The sequence below is a fragment of the Curtobacterium sp. PhB191 genome (assembly GCF_004346515.1).
Classification (GTDB): Bacteria; Actinomycetota; Actinomycetes; order Actinomycetales; family Microbacteriaceae; genus Curtobacterium.
In genome coordinates, this window is the sequence record NZ_SMBV01000002.1 from 93,392 (window position 1) to 110,040 (window position 16,649).

The 16,649-nt window shown below is 72.1% G+C and carries 12 protein-coding genes and 1 tRNA gene; 10 read left to right on the forward strand and 3 right to left on the reverse strand.

All coding sequences use genetic code 11. The features are described from left to right. Positions 1-54 precede the first annotated feature (54 nt). The gene (gene nhaA / locus EDF48_RS03635) at positions 55-1,233 is read right to left on the reverse strand and encodes a Na+/H+ antiporter NhaA (protein WP_123939046.1); all 1,179 of its coding nucleotides are present in this window, start codon (positions 1,231-1,233) and stop codon (positions 55-57) included. A gap of 90 nt (positions 1,234-1,323) precedes the next feature. Between nhaA and EDF48_RS03640 the strand changes: the two genes are divergently transcribed. From EDF48_RS03640 to EDF48_RS03685, 10 genes are all read left to right on the forward strand, one after another. Next, positions 1,324-2,082: a MazG family protein gene (locus EDF48_RS03640; protein ID WP_131878220.1), complete on the forward strand. Its 759-nt coding sequence runs from the start codon at positions 1,324-1,326 to the stop codon at positions 2,080-2,082. Between the two features lie 296 nt (positions 2,083-2,378). Next, complete coding sequence (hisS, locus tag EDF48_RS03645) at positions 2,379-3,623, forward strand: histidine--tRNA ligase (RefSeq protein WP_123294733.1); 1,245 nt, start codon at positions 2,379-2,381, stop codon at positions 3,621-3,623. A 96-nt stretch (positions 3,624-3,719) separates the two neighbouring features. Next, a complete protein-coding gene (gene eno / locus EDF48_RS03650) occupies positions 3,720-5,003 on the forward strand; it encodes a phosphopyruvate hydratase (RefSeq protein ID WP_123294734.1) in 1,284 nt (427 codons plus the stop codon). Positions 5,004-5,351: 348 nt separating this feature from the next. Continuing rightward, complete coding sequence (locus EDF48_RS03655; protein WP_111084824.1) at positions 5,352-5,885, forward strand: septum formation initiator family protein; 534 nt, start codon at positions 5,352-5,354, stop codon at positions 5,883-5,885. Between the two features lie 67 nt (positions 5,886-5,952). Continuing rightward, positions 5,953-6,501 carry a DUF501 domain-containing protein gene (locus EDF48_RS03660; protein WP_111084823.1) on the forward strand — a complete coding sequence of 183 codons (549 nt, stop codon included), beginning with the start codon at positions 5,953-5,955 and terminating at the stop codon, positions 6,499-6,501. A gap of 38 nt (positions 6,502-6,539) precedes the next feature. After that, on the forward strand, positions 6,540-8,015 hold the full coding sequence (locus EDF48_RS03665) for an FAD-dependent oxidoreductase (protein ID WP_123294735.1): 1,476 nt from the start codon (positions 6,540-6,542) through the stop codon (positions 8,013-8,015). A 76-nt stretch (positions 8,016-8,091) separates the two neighbouring features. After that, positions 8,092-8,168 (forward strand) — tRNA-Leu (locus EDF48_RS03670). A gap of 385 nt (positions 8,169-8,553) precedes the next feature. Further along, on the forward strand, positions 8,554-10,122 hold the full coding sequence (locus EDF48_RS03675; protein WP_131878222.1) for a hypothetical protein: 1,569 nt from the start codon (positions 8,554-8,556) through the stop codon (positions 10,120-10,122). Between the two features lie 113 nt (positions 10,123-10,235). Beyond that, the gene (locus EDF48_RS03680) at positions 10,236-10,895 is read left to right on the forward strand and encodes a class F sortase (RefSeq protein ID WP_131878224.1); all 660 of its coding nucleotides are present in this window, start codon (positions 10,236-10,238) and stop codon (positions 10,893-10,895) included. A gap of 10 nt (positions 10,896-10,905) precedes the next feature. Further along, positions 10,906-12,231: a threonine/serine exporter family protein gene (locus EDF48_RS03685; protein WP_123294738.1), complete on the forward strand. Its 1,326-nt coding sequence runs from the start codon at positions 10,906-10,908 to the stop codon at positions 12,229-12,231. Between the two features lie 213 nt (positions 12,232-12,444). On the opposite strand, the gene EDF48_RS03690 is transcribed toward EDF48_RS03685, so the two are convergent. Further along, positions 12,445-14,163: an AMP-binding protein gene (locus EDF48_RS03690; RefSeq protein WP_131878226.1), complete on the reverse strand. Its 1,719-nt coding sequence runs from the start codon at positions 14,161-14,163 to the stop codon at positions 12,445-12,447. 92 nt (positions 14,164-14,255) lie between these two features. Beyond that, positions 14,256-16,640, reverse strand: a complete 2,385-nt coding sequence (locus EDF48_RS03695; RefSeq protein ID WP_131878228.1) for an Ig-like domain-containing protein — start codon at positions 16,638-16,640, stop codon at positions 14,256-14,258. Positions 16,641-16,649: the final 9 nt, after the last annotated feature.

A 16,649-nucleotide genomic window follows, 5' to 3' on the forward strand; every position in this document is an offset into this window, starting at 1 on the left:
TTGATCGACGCGTGGATGGTCGCAAAGCTGGTGCGCGCCCGGAACCGCGCCCCGCTACTCGGTCGCCTCGGCCTCGGACAGCTCGCGCCGCCCGCGGTACGCCCGGGCCCGCAGCGTGACCACGACCGCCGACGCGACGATGGCGATGCCCGAGCCGACGAGCACGGCGAGCACGCCCTCGTCGAGGATCTCCTCGTTCCGGGCGAACGCGAGCTCGTTCATGAGCAGCGAGACCGTGAAGCCGATCCCGCCGAGCACCCCGACGGTGATGATCGAGAAGAACGACAACGACGACCGCCCCGGTGAGCGGAAGAGGCGTGTGGCGACGACGCCGAACAGCGTGATCCCGATGACCTTGCCGACCGGCAGCGCAATGACGACCGCCCAGAACGTGGGGGAGAGCTCGCCGATGCCGACGGCGGGGATGACCACCGCGGCCGACGCGAACGCGAACACCGGCAGCACGATCGCGTTGGACCACGGCTCGACGTTCTCGTGCAGGGTGTGGCCCGGACGCCGGGGGAGCACGAGGCCGAGCGCGACGCCGGCGATCGTGGCGTGCACGCCGGAGTGGTAGACGAGCCACCACGTCAGGAGCCCGACCACGACCATCGCCACGATGAGCAGCGTCTGCCCGTTGCGCCCCGGACGGAGCATCCGGCCGAGCAGCCAGAACACCGCGAGCGTGACGACGGCACCGGCGAGGGCCAGGAAGTCGGTGTCGTGCGCGAACACGACGGCGATGATGATGATCGCGATGAGGTCGTCGAGCACGGCGAGTGCCAGCAGGAACACCCGGATGCCGCTCGGCAGTCCGCGACCGAACATCGCCAGGACACCGAGGGCGAACGCGATGTCGGTCGCCGTCGGGATCGGCCAGCCGTGCGTGTACTGCGTGCCCGCGGTGACGAGCAGGAAGATGCCCGCCGGCACGAGCACGCCGCCGACCGCCGCGATGGCGGGGATGATCGCGGTCTTGGGGTTCGACAGCTCACCGTCGACGAGCTCCTGCTTCAGCTCGATCGCGACGAGCAGGAAGAACACCGCCAGCAGGCCGTCGCTGATCCAGTGCGCGATCGACAGGTCGAGGCCGACGGCACCGAGCGGCAGGTGCGCGTCGAGCAGACGTTCGAGGCCAGGGCCGACCGGAGAGTTCGCGACGACCAGGCCGAGCACGGCGGCGGTCAGGAGCGCGATGGCGCTGAAGCGGGGGGAGCGGACGAGGGACGACATGGATCTCCGTCTCGAGGGGTCGGGTGGTAGTCCGTCGACCAGACTTCCCGACACACCACGACCAGCATACGTGGGTGAGACGATGGCGCGATGACCGCCGTACCGGACCTCGTGACCGTCGTCGACCGCCTGCTCGCCAAGGACGGGGGCTGCGTCTGGAACCGGGCGCAGACCCACGCCACGCTCGCGCGCTACGCGGTCGAGGAGTCCTACGAACTCGTCGACGCCATCGACGACGGCGACCCGGACGACGTCCGCGAGGAGCTCGGCGACGTCCTGTACCAAGTCGTCCTGCACGCCGGGATCGCCGAACGCGCGGGGGAGTTCACCCTGGAGGACGTCGCCGCCGGGGTCAGTAACAAGATGGTCCGTCGACACCCGCACGTGTTCGGCGACGAGACCGCGGACACCGTCGAGGACGTGGTCCGGGTGTGGCGCGCGGCGAAGGCGGCGGAGAAGTCGGCCCGGACGAGCGCCCTCGACGGCGTCCCGCGCGCGATGCCGCCACTGGAGCGGGCCGTCAAGTTGCTGGAGCGCCTGGAGGAGCACGGTGCTGCCGACACGGCCGTCGCGTCGGTCGTGGCCGCCGTGCCCGTCGCGTCCGGCTCGGCTGCTGACCGGGAGGCCCGTGGCACGTCCGCCACGCCTGCTACGGCAACCGGAGCGGGGACCGCTCGGGCATCGGTCGGGTCTCCGGCAGCGGCCGACGGTGCGGGGGCGGTGGACCCGGCGTGGGGGATCGCGATGCTGGAAGAGGTCGCCGGAGCGGTGCGGGACGGGATCGACCCGGTCGCGAGTCTCCGCGTGGCGGTCGCTGCGCTCGAGGAAGCCGGCCGCGCCGCGGAGTGAGTGCGCGGGGAGCCGCAGCGTGTGTGCGCGGGGAGCCGCAGCTTGTGTGTGCGGGGAAAGAGAAGGGCGCCCTCCTAACCCGAAAAAGGAGGGCGCCCGTGAGCGGGTGGGCACACCCCCAGGGAGAGGTGTGCACGCAGAACCCGCTCGGGTCGCGGGGCACACTGCAGCACGGTGCCCACGCGATCGGTCCGGAGAGTGGATCAGGCACGCTCCGAACCGAGGTTCTGCATCCAGTATGCCAGTGCAACGCATGCCGCGCAAGCCGGCAGGGTGCATCTGCCAGACTTGACGCCATGGCGACGACCGTGACGGCACCCCGTGGCATGCGCGACTTCCTCCCGGCGGACAAGGCCCGACGCGAGCACGTGCTCGGTGTCGTCCGTGACGTCTACTCGCGGCACGGGTTCGACGAGATCGAGACCCCCGTGGTCGAGGACGCCGCGCGGCTGCACTCCGGGCTCGGCGGCGACAACGAGAAGCTGGCGTTCGCGGTCATGAAGCGCGGGCTCAGCACCGAGGACCTGCAGGCTGCCCAGGCGCCGCTCGACCTCGCTGACCTCGGGCTCCGGTTCGACCTGACCGTGCCGCTCGCCCGGTTCTACGCCTCGCACCGCGCCGAGCTGCCCTCGGTGTTCCGATCGGTGCAGATCGCGCCGGTCTGGCGCGCCGAGCGTCCACAGAAGGGGCGCTACCGCCAGTTCGTGCAGTGCGACATCGACATCCTGGGGGAGCCCGGGCAGCTGGCCGAGATCGAGCTCATCCGCGCCACGACCGCCGCGCTCGATGCGCTCGGGGTGACCGGCACCACGATCCGCATCAACGACCGGCGGATCCTGCTGACCCTGCTGGCGTCGTGGGGCATCGCGGACCCCGCTGCCGCCGACCGCGCACTCATCACGGTCGACAAGCTCGACAAGATCGGCCCGGACGGCGTCGCCGCCGAGCTCCGCAGCACCGTCGGACAGGAGCTGCCGGGGCTCGAGGACACCATCCGTGCGCTCGAGGCCGCGGACTGGACCTCGGTCGAGGGGGCTGCGTGGCTCGACGCCGAGGCGTTCGCCGACCTGCTGCGCCTGCGGGAAGCGCTGCCCGGCGTCGACCTGCGCTTCGACCCGACGCTCGTGCGCGGCATGGGCTACTACACCGGCACGATCTTCGAGGTCGCGCACCCCGACTTCGGCTACAGCCTGGGCGGCGGCGGTCGGTACGACGGCATGATCGGTCGGTTCCTCGGGCAGGACGTCCCCGCGGTCGGCTTCTCGCTGGGCTTCGAGCGCCTGGTCGACCTCGTGACACTCCCGGAGTCCGCCGAGTCGGACGCCGTTGTGCTCGTCTACGACAAGGACGTCGACCCGGTCCGGCTCGCGGCCCTCAAGACCGAGGCGCTCGCATCGCACCGGCGCGTGCGGCTCGAACGGCGCACCAAGAACACGAAGAACCTGCTCGCCGGTCTGGCCGCGCAGGGGTTCTCCGCCTTCGCGACCGTCGGCGCCGACACGACGTCGCTCGAGGGTGTGGAGTTCCGCCCGCTCGACTGAGTTGTCCACACCGGGCGTCACGGTCGACGTCGTGTTCACCTCGGCTCGCTAGGATCGGTCCCGCAAACACCACAACCAATGTGTAGGGAGTACCCCGTGGCCCTGATCGATGCCGTAGGCGCACGCGAAGTCCTCGATTCCCGAGGCAACCCGACGGTCGAGGTCGAGGTCCTCCTCGACGACGGCGTCGTGTCCCGCGCGCTCGTCCCCTCCGGTGCCTCCACCGGCGCGTTCGAGGCGTACGAACTCCGCGACGGCGATGCCTCGCGCTACGGCGGCAAGGGCGTGCTCAAGGCCGTCGACGCCGTCCTCGACGAGATCGGCCCGGCGCTCGAGGGCTTCGACGCCACCGACCAGCGCCTCGTCGACGCCGCGCTCATCGAGCTCGACGGAACCGAGAACAAGTCCCGCCTCGGCGCGAACTCGATCCTCGGTGCCTCGCTCGCCGTGGCCCGTGCCGCTGCCGACTCGGCTGACCTGCCGCTGTTCCGCTACCTCGGCGGCCCGAACGCGCACACGCTGCCCGTTCCGCTGATGAACGTCGTCAACGGCGGTGCCCACGCGGACACCAACGTCGACATCCAGGAGTTCTTCCTCGTGCCGTACGGCGCCGAGTCGTTCTCCGAGGCGCTCCGTTGGGGCGTCGAGACCTACCACGCCCTCAAGGGCGAGCTGAAGAAGCAGGGCCTCGCGACCGGCCTCGGCGACGAGGGCGGCTTCGCGCCGGAGCTCGCGTCGAACCGTGCGGCGCTCGACTTCCTGCTGACCGCGATCGAGAAGGCCGGCTTCACCCCGGGCAAGGACATCGCCGTCGGCCTCGACGTCGCGTCCACCGAGTTCTTCCACGACGGCAAGTACTCGTTCGAGGGCAAGCAGCTCTCGAGCCAGGAGTTCACCGCGTACTTCGCCGACCTCGTCGCGAACTACCCGCTCGTCACGATCGAGGACCCGCTGGCCGAGGACGACTGGGAAGGCTGGTCGCACCTGACCGCCGAGCTCGGCGACAAGGTCCAGATCGTCGGCGACGACCTGTTCGTCACCAACCCGAAGCGTCTGCAGCGGGGCATCGACGAGAAGGCCGCGAACTCGATCCTGGTGAAGGTCAACCAGATCGGCACGCTCACCGAGACCCTCGACGCGGTCTCGCTCGCGCACCGTCACGGCCTCACCTCGATCCTGTCGCACCGCTCCGGCGAGACCGAGGACACCACGATCGCGGACATCGCGGTCGCGGTCGACGGTGGTCAGATCAAGACCGGTGCACCGGCCCGTTCGGACCGCGTCGCGAAGTACAACCAGCTGCTCCGCATCGAGGAAGAGCTCGGCGACGCCGCGGTGTACGCCGGTCGCTCGGCCTTCCCGCGCGCCAAGTCACTGTAAGCAGCTCGGCCAGCAGCACCGGCACCACCGAGACGCCGTCCTCTTCCGAGAGGGCGGCGTCTCGTCGTGTGCGGACCTCGATCGCGTCCCTCCGTGCCGGGGTCAGTACCTGCCGCGCGCGCTGCGTCGAGCGGTCGGGAGACGTCGGCCAGCTCGGACTCCTCCGACGGGACGTGACCGCCGGACGCGCGCCGGGCGATGGGTCGTGACCGCTCCCTGCGCGGGACGGGTTGGCGGGCCGGACCCGCGCCTCCCGGCGGAGCGATCGGACGACGCGAGTCGCTGAGAGGCCACCGAACGGCCGCGTGCCGGGCGCTCCCACCGCGTCGGTCGGGTTATCGTCGGGACGTGCCCAGCCAGAAGCCCCGCGTCCGCCGCGTCCCCGTGGCGATGCCCGACGGCAGCACGTCGGCGCAGCCCTGGTACCGCTCGATCCACTTCTCCGGGTTCAGCCTGCTGATGCTCGCGATCATCGTGCTCTTCGTCGTGGTGCTCGCCCCGTCGCTCCGCACGCTCATCCAGCAGCAGGAGCAGATCGCCCAGCAGCAGCGTGAGGTCGCGAGCCAGAAGGCCGACGTCACGCAGAAGAAGAAGGACGTCGCCCGCTGGGACGACCCCGCGTACATCGAGGCGCAGGCGCGCGACCGCCTGCTCTACGTGTACCCGGGCGAGGAGAGCTACCTCGTGATGGGGGCCGAGGACCGCAAGGCCGAGACCACGCCGACGACGGACTCCGGCACGCCCGTCAGCACGAAGGTCCAGACGCCGAAGGTGGACTGGGTGCAGGCGATGCTGTCCTCGGTGCTGCAGTCCGGGCTCACCGACGAGACCGCTGCCGACCTCGTGGCCCCGGACGTCTCGGGCACCGGCGAGAGCAAGTAGCACCGAACCGGACCCGTCCGGCGCGACGGTGCGCGGGGTACCGGGTCTCCGGTAGGCTCACGTTCCCGTGACGACCCCTCCCTTCGACCCGCCCTCCGACCGCGACGTCCAGGTCGTGTCGGCGCAGCTCGGCCGACCGGCACGCGACGTCATCGGGATCGCGGCACGGTGCGTCTGTGGCAACCCCACGGTCGTCTCCACGAAGCCCCGACTGTCGAACGGCACCCCGTTCCCGACGTTCTACTACCTGTGCCACCCCGCGGCCACCGCCGCGGTCAGCACCCTCGAGGCCAACCAGGTGATGCCGGAGCTGGCAGCACTGCTCGAGGACGACACCACCGCGGCCGCGTACCTCGCGGCCCACGAGTCCTACCTGGCCGATCGCGAGTCGATCGAGCACGTCGACGAGATCGTCGGCATCAGCGCCGGTGGCATGCCCACCCGTGTGAAGTGCCTGCACGCCCTCGTCGGTCACGCCCTCGCCGCCGGACCCGGCGTCAACCCCATCGGTGACCTCGCGCTCGAGCGCGCGGACTGGTCGCCCTCCCGGTGTGAGTGCCGGGCGTATGATGACGGTGCAGACGCTGGAGTCGGGGCGGGTGGCGGCGAAGTCTGACTCGACTCCGAAACCCCCATCCAAGGAGATCATCCCCCGTGCCCAAGATCCTCGTCGTCGGCGGCGGTTACGCCGGTTTCTACACCGCATGGAAGCTCGAGAAGCACCTTCGCCAGGGCGAAGCCGAGGTCGTCATGGTGGACCCGCTGCCGTACATGACGTACCAGCCGTTCCTGCCCGAGGTCGCTGCCGGTTCGATCGAGCCGCGTCACGCGGTCGTCTCGCACCGCCGCCACCTCAAGAACACCCGCGTCGTCACCGCGAAGGTCACCAAGGTCGACCACGCGACGAAGACCGCCACGATCACGCCGACCGAGGGCGAGGCGTGGGAGGAGTCCTACGACCAGATCGTCATGACCGCCGGCGCGGTGTCTCGCACGTTCCCGATCCCGGGTGTCGCGGACGAGGCCATCGGCCTCAAGACGATCGAGGAAGCCGCGGCGATCCGCGACAAGATCCTCACGAACTTCCACAAGGCGGCGAACCTGCCGGCCGGTCCCGAGCGTGACCGCCTGCTGACCGTCGTCGTCGTCGGTGGTGGCTTCGCCGGCATCGAGGTCTTCGCCGAGCTCCGCTCCTTCGTCACCGACCTGCTGAAGAGCTACCCGCAGCTCTCCTTCGACGAGACGCGCTTCCACCTGGTCGAGGCGATGGGCCGCATCATGCCCGAGGTCTCGCTCGAGACCTCGCACTGGGTGCTCAAGAACCTCGCGCAGCGCGGTGCGAACGTGCACCTCGAGACCCAGCTGGCCTCGGCCGTCGGTGGCGTCTGCGAGCTCAAGACGAGCGACGGCGCGATCGAGAAGATCGAGTCCGACCTCATCATCTGGACCGCCGGTGTCATGGCGAACCCGATGGTCAAGGGCACCGACTTCCCGCTCGAGCAGCGCGGTCGCATCCGCGTGCAGCCCGACCTGCGCGTCGTCGACGACAACGGCGTGATCGCGGACGCATGGGCCTGTGGCGACGTCGCAGCCGTGCCGGACCTCACCGGTGGTGGCGTCGGCGGCTTCTGCGTGCCGAACGCCCAGCACGCCGTCCGTCAGGCGAAGCAGCTCGCGAAGAACCTGGTCGCGACCATCCGTGGCGAGGCGACGACCGACTACAAGCACGAGAACCTCGGCGCCGTCGCGGGCCTCGGTCTCGGCATCGGCGTGTTCCAGTCTGGCAAGTTCGCCATGAAGGGCTTCCTGGCGTGGGGCGCGCACCGCGGCTACCACGGCATGGCGATGCCGTCGTGGGAGCGCAAGTGGCGCGTCATCGGCGACTGGGTCGGTGGCTTCTTCCTGGGCCGCGACATCGCGTCGCTCGACGACCGTGAGACTCCGCGCGCTGCGTTCGAGGCCTTCGCGTCCCGTCCGAAGCCCGCGGCCGAGGCCCCGGCAGCTCCGGCCGCCGCTCCGGCTCCCGAAGAGGGCAAGCCCGCTGGCGCCGCCGGCCCGGCGTACGGCGAGCCCGCCAAGGACGTCTCGAACGAGGCCGAGCCCGTGAAGGCCCCGGCCGACGCCAAGTAGTCCCAGCAGCAGTCCACGAGAGGCGGTCACCCTTCGGGGTGGCCGCCTCTCGCGCATCGGTAGGCTGTTGCGGCCCGCCCCCGTGGCCCAATCGGTAGAGGCATGCGACTTAAAATCGCCGAGTTGTGGGTTCGAGTCCCACCGGGGGTACCAGTGCGCGTCCCGCGAAAGCGACGTCGTGCCGCCAACCGTTCGCGGCACACTGTCGCCCTGGCGGGCAAGACGGCGCGACCGCGGGTGCATCTGTCGCTTCGGCGGGTGTGAACCGGCCCCAGCCCGGCCGGGAGGCCCGTGGTGCGCCCGCACCGCGCCTCCCGTCCGTCACACGCGTGCGTCCCGCGAAAGCGACGTCGTGCCGCCAACCGTTCGCGGCACACTGTCGCTTTCGCGGGCAGGACGGCGCGTCCGTGCGGACAACTGTCGCTTTGACGTGCGCGAACCAGGTCCGCGCACGAACTCGTCCGGCCGAATCCAACTTAGGCTTGCCTAACCTAAACCCTGTCCCTATGCTCAGGGAGTTAGGTAAGGCTACCCAAACTTGGAGACCACCCGAATGCACCTGTCCTCTCCTCGCGCCCGGCGTCTGGCCGCCGGCGCGACCGCCGTCGCCCTCGGCGCGACGATCGCCGCTGCCGCCGCGCTCGGCGCCGCCCCCGCGAACGCCGCCTCCGCCGACGTCACCGATGCGTCGCTGTCCTGGAGCCTCAGCAACGAGGCCAACGCCGGCGCCTACTTCGGCGGCTGCAACTTCCTGTCCGCCGGGGTCGCCGGCAACTCGGGAGCCTCGGCTCCGTGGACCGCGACCAACCCGTCGCCCGGCTACGCCGCGTCGGCTGGCAACGTCTCGATCGCCTACCCGAAGGCCGCGGGCGGCACCTCGACCCCGACCTTCGCCACGAAGTGCCAGACCGGCGACGGGACCACGGTCCGCCCGGGCACCACGACCGCCGGCGTCCTGACGCTCGCCGCGGGTACGGGCACCGTGGACGCCGCAGCCGGCACCGCGGACATCGCGTGGGACGGCGGCTTCACGGTCGCGTTCTACGGCGGCCTGACCTACTGGTCCGCCGAGGACCCGGAACTGCACGTCGCAGCGGACGGCACGGGTGAGCTCACGGCGACGGTCTCGGGCTACGCGGCCTCGCGCGACGGGGGCAGCTGGGCGCCGCTGACGCCGCGCACCGTGCACCTCGCGACCCTCACCGACGTCGACGTCACGAGCTCGGGCATCACCGTGAGCCCGGACTGGCAGGGTGTCGAGCCCGCGTCGGCGACGAGCCTGAACAAGACGAACGCCGACTGGGGTTCGTGGCCGGCGGACTTCGTCGACTTCCAGAACGAGACCGGTCAGAGCTCGTACTGGTACACGTCCGGCGCGAACGACGCCGCGGCCAAGAAGCCGCAGCCGATCTCGATCGCCTACACGGCAGCCGAGGCACCCACGCCCGAGCCGACCGAGCCGAGCGAGCCGGGCACGCCGGAGCCGACGACCGGGCCGGGCGAGCCGGGCACCCCGGAGCCCACGACCGAGCCGAGCGAGCCCGGCACGCCGGAGCCGACGACCGAGCCGAGCGAGCCGGGCACCCCGGAGCCGACGACCGGCCCGACGACCGGCCCGACCACGGAGCCCACCACCGGGCCGACCACCCCGGCCCCGTCGATCAGCACCGGTGGCACCACCACCTTCACGGTCGGCGACTCGGTGCCGCTGCGCGCCGAGGGCCTGCCGGCAGCGACGGAGTACTCGATCGTCCTGCACAGCGACCCCGTCGTCCTCGGCACCGTGACCACGGACGCCGACGGGGCCTTCGCGACCTCGGTCGTGATCCCCACGGGAACCCCGGCCGGCGCGCACACCATCGCGGTGGAGTCCTCGGACGGCACCGCCGTGGTCTCGCTCGCCATCACGGTCACCGCTGACGGCACCGTCGTCGTCGACCCGATCGACACCACCACGGCCGTCACCACCGGCGCTGCCGTGAACACCGGAGGCACCGTCTCGGGCACCTCGGCCCTGCCGTGGATCGGGCTGTCGGCCGCCGGCGTCGTCGCTCTCGGCTCGGTCGCGTTCATCGCGTACCGCCGCCGCGTCACCCAGCAGGACTGACGCACCGGGATCCGCGGGGCGGTCGACCCCGCCACGCGGATCCCGGCACCCAGGTGTCGGAGGGGAGGCGCGCCTCCCGTCCGACACGTCCGTCACCACCCCGGAAACGGAAGATGACCGCCCCACGCACCCGACCGCGCACCGCGCTGCTCTGGACGATCGCCGTGCTCGCCGCGGCGACCCTCGTCGTCGGCGTGGTCGGTGTGGTCACCGCGACCACCGGAGCGGCCTCGCCGACGGCGATCACCGGCACGTCGCTCGACGGCAAGCAGGTCACGCTCGACCCGGGCGAGTCGGGGACGGCGGCGTCTGCCTCGAACGCGGTCGCCGACACCGGCGTCCAGCTCGTGGTGCCGTCGGTCGGGCTCGAGGTGCCGCTCGGCGAACTGGACGCCGTCGACGGTCAGATCACGCCGCCGGGGTTCAGTGAGGCCTACCGGGTCCGCAACCTGGGGGTCCCGCTGACGGACCGCGCGGACGGCACCGTGTTCGTCGTCATGCACTCGCTGCGGAACGGTGCGATCGGCCCGGGCAACCTGCTCATCGACGTCGACGGGCAACGCTCCGAGGTCGTGGTCGGCAGCAGCGTCCGGATCGGCGACGCGCGGTGGACGGTGACCGGTTCCGAGCGGATCACGAAGGCGACCGTGGCCGCCGATGCCGACGTCTGGGCGGACGAGCCCGGCCGGCTCCTGCTCATCACGTGCCTGCAGCGGCCGGACGGCTCCCCGTCGGTCGACAACGTGGTCATCGAGGCCACGCTCGATCGCTAACATCGCCTGCGTGGTCGGACTCGGAAGCGCACTCGCGAACCTGCAGAACGCCCTCCGTCGGCCCGAGGCCCACGTCGAGGTCGTCGACGGCGAGACCGTCCCCGTCGGCATGCTCCTCGGCACGCTCGGTGCACTGCTGCTCGACGCGGGCAGCTCCGTCACCGACGTCCGCTCGGCGCTCGAGAAGGCCCGCGACGCCGCCGGGGTCGGTCCGACCCTGGCGATCGGGGTGCTGCCGGCGCTCGTGATGGTGAGCGAGGTCTCGACCGGTGCGGCGACGATCGTGAACGCCGAGGGCGTCGAGCTGTCATCGCGACAGGCTGCACGGGCGAACCGGGTCGTGCTCGGGTTGGAGAGCGGGTCGATCGCCCTCGCCGAGATCCCCGCGCGGGTCCGGGCCATCCGTGCCGGCACCGTCCCGCCGCCCGCACTGCCGTGGATCCTCGGCAACGCGCTGACCTCCGCCGGGCTCGCCGTCGTGTTCCGGTGCCCGTGGTGGGCGATCCTGCTCGCGCTCCTGGTCGGTGCGCTCGTCGGGGTCATCGGACTGCTGCTCCGGCGCTTCCGCGAGGCCGTCGCGATCATCCCGTTCCTGGCGGCCTTCGTGTCGACGGCCATCGTCGGACTCGTCGCCGCGGGTGCCGGGTTCGAGCAGGTCCCGCTGTTCGCCGTGTGCGCCCCGGTGGCGGTGTTCGTCCCCGGTGCCCTCATCACCAACGCCCTGCTCGAACTGACCGCCGCGGACATCGTGACCGGGTCCTCGCGGCTGGTCCAGGGGCTCATCATGCTCGGCTTCATGGCGGCCGGCATCGCCTCGGGCAGTGCGCTGACCGGGTTGCACGTCGACCCGTCCTCGGCGGCACTCGTCGGCGAGGTCGCCGGCGTCGGCACGGACCTGGCCGGGTGGGAGTCCGTGCCGTCCTACTGGGTGTCGTGGGTCGCAGTGGTGGTCCTGGCGGTCGGCCTCGGCCTGGTGTTCCGCTCGGGCTGGCGGCTGACGCTCGTGTCGGTGGCCGTCATGGTCACCGCCTACGCGCTGGTGAGCGGGACGACGCCGGTGTGGGGGAGCGTCGTCGCGACCGGGGCGACGGCGGCCCTGTTGTTCGTCGCGACGCGGTTGCTCGAGCGGCTCGTGCCGGCGATCCCGGCGACGGTGTCGTTCTTCCCGGCGTTCCTGCTGCTCGTCCCCGGGACCGTCGGGCTGGTGGCGGTGGCCACGTTCGACCCCGAGTCCCTCGCGACGCCCCTGGCGACCTTCGTCAGCCTGTGCATCGGGACGAAGATCGGTGGGTTGCTGCCGGGTCTGTTCGCCCGGAACGCGCCGAGCCACACGTAGCGCCGGCCCGGGGGTACGTGGGCGTACCTGGCCGAATCGGGCGTACCTGGTCGGAAGTTTCGACCAGGTACGCCCGATCCGGCAAAGCACCGCACGCGGCATGGGAAGGAACGCACGCAGGCATGGCCGTGGACGCGACCGGCTGACGGACGGGAGGCGCGGGGCGGGGCCGCCACGGGCCTCCCGTCCGGCGCCGCGCACGTGCAGAACCCGCTACGGCTCGAGCAGTCGGCCCGCCGCCTGGTCCTCCGCTGCCGTCGCCTTGGCGAGGTAGTGCACCTTCTTGCCCGTCGCGTTGTAGGGCAGCTCGTCGACGAAGCGGTACCGCCGCGGCCGCTTGTAGCGGGCGAGCCCGGGGTGCGAGCCCGTCCACTCCTCGAGCTCGGCGGCGGCCGCGACGTCGTCGTCCGGTAGCCGTCCCGCTGCACGGACCACGTACGCCGTGACGACCTCGCCCCAGCGCTCGTCCGGGATCCCGACGACGATCGAGTCGGCGACGCCCGGGTGCTCCTGCAGTGCGGCCTCGACCTGGACGGGGTGGACGTTCTCGCCGCCGGAGATGATCATGTCGTCCTTGCGGCCGACGATCGTCACCCGCTCGTGCTCGTCCCACGTGGCGAGGTCGCCGGGGTAGAACCAGCCGTTCGCGAACTTCTCCGCCTCGAGCCCCGGGTTGCGGTACGAGTAGCCGGACTTCACGGTCCGGACCGCGAACTCGCCGATCTCGGAGCCGTCCTTCGGCACGGTGTCGCTCGGGTCGGCCAGGCGGTCCTCGTAGACGCGCACCACGGCGACGTCGTCGTCCGTCGATGCTCGTCCGGTGGAGCCGGCGCCGTCGGGGAAGTCCTCAGGACGCAGGAACGTGTTCCAGAAGGTCTCGGTCGTCCCGTAGCCGTTGAAGATCCGCGGGGACAGCAGCTCCTGGTAGCGGAGTGCGGCGGCGCGGTCGAGCGGTGCACCCATCGTGACGATGCCGTGCAGGGACGACAGGTCGCGGGGACGGGCCTCTTGCGCGTTCGCGAGCTGCACCAGGTTCGGCGGCGCACCGATCAGGAACGTCAGCCGCTCGGACTCGACCAGGTCGAGCACCCGCTCGGCGTCGAAGTGCCGCAGGGTGGTGAGCTCGGCGCCGACGTAGAACACCGGGTTCGGGCCGCCCGAGTACAGGCCGCCACGGTGGAACAGCGGCGACATGTTGAGCGTCTTGTCGAAGGGGCTGAGCGGGAAGTGCATCACGACGTCGTGGGCGCTGAGCACCTCGACCAGGCTCGGCAGGGGCACCGGCTTCGGTCGCCCGGTGGTGCCGGAGGTGTAGAGGCGGGTGGTCTCGTCGTAGGTGCTGCGGGGCTCGGTCGCGGCGAGCTCGGCGGGGGTGACGGGGTCGGCGGCGAGGAGGGCGGTGAACGCGACCCGCGCGTCGTGTGCGGCGTGGTCGTCGTGCGCTGCGTGGTCGTGGTGCGCTGCGTGGTCGTCGCCACTGACGACGACGATGTGGTCCGGACGGTGCGGCGCGGTCTCGAGCGCTCGGGCGATGTCGTCGCCGCGTACCGCGTCGTGCACCAGCACCACGGGCGCGGAGTCCTCGATGATGAAGGCGACCTCGTCGGGCGCGAGCCGGAAGTTCGTCGGCGAGAACACTGCGCCGATGCGGTGGCACGCCAGGTAGAGCATCGCGACCTCGGGCGAGTTGAACAGCTCGACCATCACGACCGAACCGCGACCGACTCCGTGCCGGACGAGCCACCCGCCGATGTGGTCGACGACGTCCCCGAGTTCCGCGTAGGTCCACGACCGACCCGTGTCCGGGTCGCGCAGCGCGGGCCGGTCCGCGAAGCGGTGGGTGTTCCGCGCGAAGCCGTTCGCGTACGTGTAGCTGCCCTCGAACACCTCGCGGAACCGCGTCGGGTCGTAGTCGGATCGGGTCTCGGTCATCATCGCTCCCTGGGGCGGTCGAACGGCGCGTCACGCACCGATCGTCACTGTATCCGCCGCGCGGGGACGGCGGACGGGAGGCCCGGTGCGGGTCAGGCGGCCGCGTCCGGTCGCGCGGTGCGCGCCCAGAACCAGGCCCCGATGGCGCCCGCCACGCAGGTCGCGCCGACCGCGCCGAGCAGCACCGGCGACGCGTGGGTCCCCGCGGGACCCGAGTAGACCGCGGCGGTGAGCGCGACCGCGACGACCGCGAGTGCCACGTACCGGGCACGCGAGGCCATCAGGACCGCACTGCCGGCGGAACCCGCGAACGGCAGCAGCGTCGCGAGGACGGCACCGACCCCGCCGACGCACAGGGTGATGGCGAACTCCGACGTCAACGCGGACCAGAAGCCCCCGCCCGCGGTCAGGCTGTGGAGCACCCACCCCGCGGTCGCGAGCCCGAGCAGCGCGACCGTCCGCCAGGTCGCGCTCCGGGCACCGGCGGCGATCCCGGAGCCCAGGCGCAGAGCGGCGGTGTCCAGGTCGGGGCGTCCCGACGGCACGAGCACCATCCCGACGATCAGGGCGGGGGAGAGGTCCGCGGCCCGCGTGATCCCGCACGCCACGAGCGCCGCGAGCACCAGCCACGGGGACACCCGGAAGCCCACCGCACGGTGGTCGGGCCCGGCCGCCCACCGGGTCACGAGCACCACGGCTGCCGTGAGCACCGCGGTGCCGAGCAGCACGGCGATGGCGAGGCGGACGTAGCGGGCCTCGAGCGAGACGCCCACGCCGAGCAGCGTGCACAGCGCGGCGACGGCCACCGCGACCGTGATCGACACCCAGGTCGGCAGCACGTCATCGGACCCGGAGCGGTCCGAGCGCGAGCGGTTCCGCCCGAGCAGTCCGGCGAAGGGCGAGCGGATGCGCCCGCGGGCAGCGGCGGCGACGAGCGCGAGGGGTGCGGCGATGAGCAGGAGGAACCCCGCGGCGACGGCTGTGGCGATCAGGACGGTCCGCCACGAGAACGCGGCCTGGATCGTCGGCACGGTGCGGTCGTAGGCGGTGGCGGCGGTCCAGTCGCCCGCGGGGCCCGACCAGTCGGTGTGGCCGCCGGAGCCTGCGGCCCCGGGGGTGCTCGTGCCGGTCGGGTCGGTGCCGTCACCGGGCGCTGCCGCTGATCCGGGGCCGTCGTCGCCGGTGCCGCCTGCGTTCCCGGTTCCGGTGCCGGCCGGGGTCCCCGTGTCGCCGGGGGTCTGGCCGTCACCCGGCGCGGTCGTGGTGCCGGTGGAGTCGGTGCCGGAGCCGGAGCCGGAGCCGGAGCCGGTGCCGTTGGTCGGTGCGTCCCCGCCGGTTCCGGAGGTGCCGGGGGTGCCGTTCGGGGCGCCCGAGGTCGACCACACGGTGACCTGCACGGCAGCGGACGACCGCGAGTAGTTGCCGGCGGCGTCGTGCTGCGTCGCGGTGAGGTCGTGTCCGCCGGCCCGCAGTTGCGACCCAGCGGTGGAGCAGGACCACGAACCGTTCGCAGCGACCTCGGCGCGGCAGACGGGCGCGCGGTCGACGTAGACGGTCACGTCGGCGCCGGGCTCGCCGGTGCCGCGGACGACCGTGGCACGCGAACCGACGCGGTCGCCGTCGTCGGGTGCGGTGATCCGCGGGGCTGCCGGTGCTGTGCGGTCGACCGTGATCCGCACCGGGGCCGAAGACGCACTGCGCAGGTCGGAGCGGTAACCGCGCGCCGTGCTGGCGGTCTGCGAGGCGGTCACGGTGACGGTCGCGTCGGACCGCAGCGCGAGCGAGGTCACCCACCGACCGTCCGGGCCGACCGGGGCGGTCTGCTGCGTCGACGATCCGGAGACCGACAGCACCACGGTGGAACCGGGGAAGCCCGTGCCGGAGAGCGCGCCGCTGGTCGGGTGGTCGGACGCGATGGTCGGCGGCACGATGACGTCGGAGGCCGGGGCGCTCGCGGGCGGCTGGCTCGGCGCGGTGACGTCCCGCACCGTGAAGACCTGTTGCGGACCCGACCGCACCGTGCCGAGGCACGACCACGAACCGTTCGCCTGCACCTGGGCCGAGCAACCGGCCGAACCGGTCGACGCGGGGCCCGCGACGCGGACGACGTGCGCCGGGGTCCCGGTGCCGTGGAACCGTGCGGTGCTGCTCGTCACGTCCCCCGGGTCGGCGATGGTCGGTGCGACGGGCGGTCGTCCGGTGGACGCGGGCGGGGGCGTGGGGGTGCCGGGGCGACCGCTGCTCGGCGGGCCCACGAGTTCGCCCGGTGCGGGGGTAGCGGTGCTCGCGGCGCTGACGCGTTCGGTGGTCGCCTGTTCGTGGGCCGCCGTGCCGGCGAACGCGGGGGCGGCCGCCGCCGCCAACAGCGCCGCGGCGAGGACGGCCGTGGCCGAGGCGAGCGCGACGAACCGGGTACGACGACGAGGGCCGTCGCCCCCGACGGCCCGGTCGTCCACGTTGTCCCCTCGCGTGCTCACCGGCTCCAT

Excerpts from the sequence above, each read along its gene's own strand:
- hisS (WP_123294733.1), top strand. The coding sequence starts at position 2,379 with ATGGCGACGACCGTGACGGCACCCCGTGGCATGCGCGACTTCCTCCCG.
- EDF48_RS03690 (WP_131878226.1), bottom strand. The coding sequence starts at position 14,163 with ATGACCGAGACCCGATCCGACTACGACCCGACGCGGTTCCGCGAGGTG.
- EDF48_RS03640 (WP_131878220.1), top strand. The coding sequence starts at position 1,324 with ATGACCGCCGTACCGGACCTCGTGACCGTCGTCGACCGCCTGCTCGCC.
- nhaA (WP_123939046.1), bottom strand. The coding sequence starts at position 1,233 with ATGTCGTCCCTCGTCCGCTCCCCCCGCTTCAGCGCCATCGCGCTCCTG.
- EDF48_RS03680 (WP_131878224.1), top strand. The coding sequence starts at position 10,236 with ATGACCGCCCCACGCACCCGACCGCGCACCGCGCTGCTCTGGACGATC.